The 3,387-nt window shown below is 68.1% G+C and carries 1 protein-coding gene; it reads right to left on the bottom strand.

The window, feature by feature from the left end:
- Positions 1-400: 400 nt before the first annotated feature.
- Complete coding sequence (fdhF, locus tag AC2W7M_RS22315; protein WP_486135006.1) at positions 401-3,232, bottom strand: formate dehydrogenase subunit alpha; 2,832 nt, start codon at positions 3,230-3,232, stop codon at positions 401-403.
- Positions 3,233-3,387: the final 155 nt, after the last annotated feature.

Here is a 3,387-nt window from a genome sequence, read left to right on the forward strand (position 1 = left end):
CGCGCGCGCCCACCCGCCGTGCCGGCGGGGGGCGCCCGGGCGGTCGTCGGGCAGGGGGCAGGGCGGGTGCGTCGGTCATCTCGAATCTTCGTGCTTCACTGTCGTCCGGTTCAGATGGTGGCTGCTGGGCAGGATAGGAAGAGCAATCGCCCTTCCGTTCCCACCTCTCCCTCCCCGGGAGAAGGGTCTGATTGGCGTCACCGAACCGCCCTCGTGCCCCGGCCGAGCGGAGCGTAGCGGAGGGCGAGCCGGGGCCCAGCGCAAAAACGCGCCGAAGGTGGCTCCTCCGGCGCCCGCCGGAGGGTATTGCCGGCTGCGCCGACTTTGCCCCTGGGCCCCGGATCGGCGCTCCACCGTCCGGTGGAGCTTGTCCGGGGAACAGGAGCGAGCGCCTCCCGCCTCACTCCGCCGCGATGCGGCGGCTCTTGCGCGACAGGTCCTCATACTCCTCCTGCCACTGGGTGGGGCCGTTGGAGGGCGAGATCTGCACCGCGGTCACCTTGTATTCCGGGCAGTTGGTGGCCCAGTCGGAATACTCCGTCGTCACCACGTTCGCCTGCGTCACCGGGTGGTGGAAGGTGGTGTAGACCACGCCGGGCGAGACGCGGTCGGAGATCACCGCCTTGAGCGAGGTGGAGCCGGCGCGGCTCTCCAGCTTCACGAAGTCGCCGTCGCGGATGCAGCGGTTCTCGGCGTCGTGGGCGTGGATTTCCAGCACGTCCTCCGCATGCCAGGCGGTGTTGGCGGTGCGGCGGGTCTGGGCGCCCACATTGTACTGGGAGAGGATGCGCCCGGTGGTGAGCAGCAGCGGGAAGCGCGGCCCGGTGCGCTCGTCGGTCGGCACGTATTCGGTGAGGATGAACTTGCCCTTGCCGCGCACGAAGCCGCCGATATGCATGATCGGCGTGCCCTCCGGCGCCTGGTCGTTGCACGGCCACTGCACCGAGCCCAGTTCGTCGAGCCTCGCATAGCTCACGCCCCTGAAGGTGGGGGTGAGCATGGCGATCTCGTCCATGATCTCGCTGGGATGCTGATAGGCCATGGGGAAGCCCAGGGCGTTGGCGAGCATCTGGGTCACTTCCCAGTCCGCATAGCCGTTCTTCGGCGCCATCACCTTGCGCACGCGCTGGATACGGCGCTCGGCGTTGGTGAAGGTGCCGTCCTTCTCCAGGAACGAGCAGCCCGGCAGGAAGACATGGGCATAGTTGGCGGTCTCGTTCAGGAACAGGTCCTGCACCACCAGGCATTCCAGCGCGGCAAGTCCCGCCGAGACATGCTTGGTGTCGGGATCGGACTGGAGGATATCCTCGCCCTGCACATACATGCCCTTGTAGGTGCCCTCGACCGCCGCATCGAACATGTTGGGGATGCGCAGGCCCGGCTCGTTGTCCAGGGGCACGCCCCACATGGCCTCGAAGGCGGCGCGGGTGGCGTCGTCGGAGATGTGGCGGTAGCCTGGCAGTTCGTGCGGGAACGAGCCCATGTCGCACGAGCCCTGCACGTTGTTCTGGCCGCGCAGCGGGTTCACGCCCACGCCGTTGCGACCCACATTGCCGGTGGCCATGGCGAGGTTGGCGATCGCCATCACCGTGGTCGAGCCCTGGGAATGCTCGGTGACGCCGAGGCCGTAATAGATGGCCGCATTGCCGCCGGTGGCGTAGAGCCGCGCCGCGCCGCGCACCAGCGCGGGATCGACGCCGGTATACTTCTCCACCGCCTCGGGGGAGTGGCGCTCGTCGGCGACGAAGGCGGCCCATTCCTGGAACTCGTCCCAGTCGCAGCGCTCGCGCACGAACGTCTCGTTCACCAGGCCCTCGGTGACCACCACATGGGCCAGCGCGGTGACGATGGCGACATTGGTGCCGGGCTTCAGCGGCAGGTGGAAGGCGGCCTCGATGTGGGGCGAGCGCACCGAATCCGTGCGGCGCGGGTCGACCACGATCAGCTTCGCGCCCTGGCGCAGGCGCTTCTTCATGCGCGAGCCGAACACCGGGTGGCCGTCGGTCGGGTTGGCGCCGATCACGAGGATCACGTCGCTGGCCTCGACGCTGTCGAAGTCCTGGGTGCCGGCCGAAGTGCCGTAGGTCTGCGAGAGGCCGTAGCCGGTGGGCGAGTGGCAGACGCGGGCGCAGGTGTCCACGTTGTTGTTGCCGAAGCCGCCGCGGATCAGCTTCTGGACCAGGTAGGTCTCCTCGTTGGTGCAGCGCGAGGAGGTGATGCCGCCCACCGCGCGGCGGCCGTACTTCTCCTGGATGCGCTTGAACTCGGAGGCGGCGTACTGGATCGCCTCCTCGTAGCTCACTTCCTTCCACGGCTCGTGGATGGAGGCGCGGATCATGGGCTTGAGGATGCGGTCCTTATGGGTGGCGTAGCCGTAGGCGAAGCGGCCCTTCACGCAGGAATGGCCGCGGTTCGCCTTGCCGTCCTTGTACGGCACCATGCGCACCAGCTCGTCGCCGCGCATCTCCGCCTTGAAGGTGCAGCCGACGCCGCAATAGGCGCAGGTGGTCACCAGCGAATGCTCGGGGGTGCCGATGTCGTACATGGCCTTTTCGTTGAGCGTCGCGGTCGGGCAGGCCTGCACGCAGGCGCCGCAGGACACGCACTCCGACGACAGGAAGGTCTCGTTCATGCCCGGCGAGACGCGCGAGCCGAAGCCGCGTCCGGAGATGGTGAGCGCGAACGTGCCCTGCACCTCTTCGCAGGCGCGGACGCAGCGGTTGCAGACGATGCACTTCGACTGCTCGTAGGTGAAGTACGGGTTGCTCTCGTCCTTCCCCAGCTTGGTGTGGTTCTCGCCCTCGTAGCCGTAGCGCACCTCGCGCAGGCCGACGACGCCGGCCATGTCCTGAAGCTCGCAATCGCCGTTGGCGGAGCAGGTGAGGCAGTCGAGCGGGTGGTCGGAGATGTAGAGCTCCATCACCCCGCGCCGGATCTGCTTCAGGCGCTCGGTCTGGGTCTTCACCACGATGCCGTCCATCACCGGCGTGGTGCAGGAGGCCGGGGTGCCGCCGCGGCCCTCGATCTCGACCAGGCACAGGCGGCAGGAGCCGAAGCTCTCCAGCATGTCGGTGGCGCACAGCTTGGGAATCTGGTTCCCCACCTCCATGGCCGCGCGCATGATGGAGGTGCCCTCGGGCACCGTCACCTTCATGCCGTCGATGGTGAGGGTGACGAGCTTCTCGGACTTGGAGACCGGGGTGCCGTAGTCGATTTCATGGATGAGGGACATGGGGCGTTCCTCTCAGGAATGGGTGAGGCGCGCGGTGCGCGCGGAATGCGGGCTGGCGCACCGCGAACCCTCTCCCCGTCGGGGAGAGGGCAGGGTGAGGGAAGGGAGGCTCGGGGCGGTTGGGGCGCCGGGACCACATGGCGCACCCCGTCACC

The sequence above is a fragment of the Xanthobacter sp. BG11Y11_SDJG genome (genome assembly GCF_057364445.1).

Coding starts and splice junctions, on each gene's coding strand:
- fdhF (WP_486135006.1), bottom strand. CDS start 3,232: ATGTCCCTCATCCATGAAATCGACTACGGCACCCCGGTCTCCAAGTCC.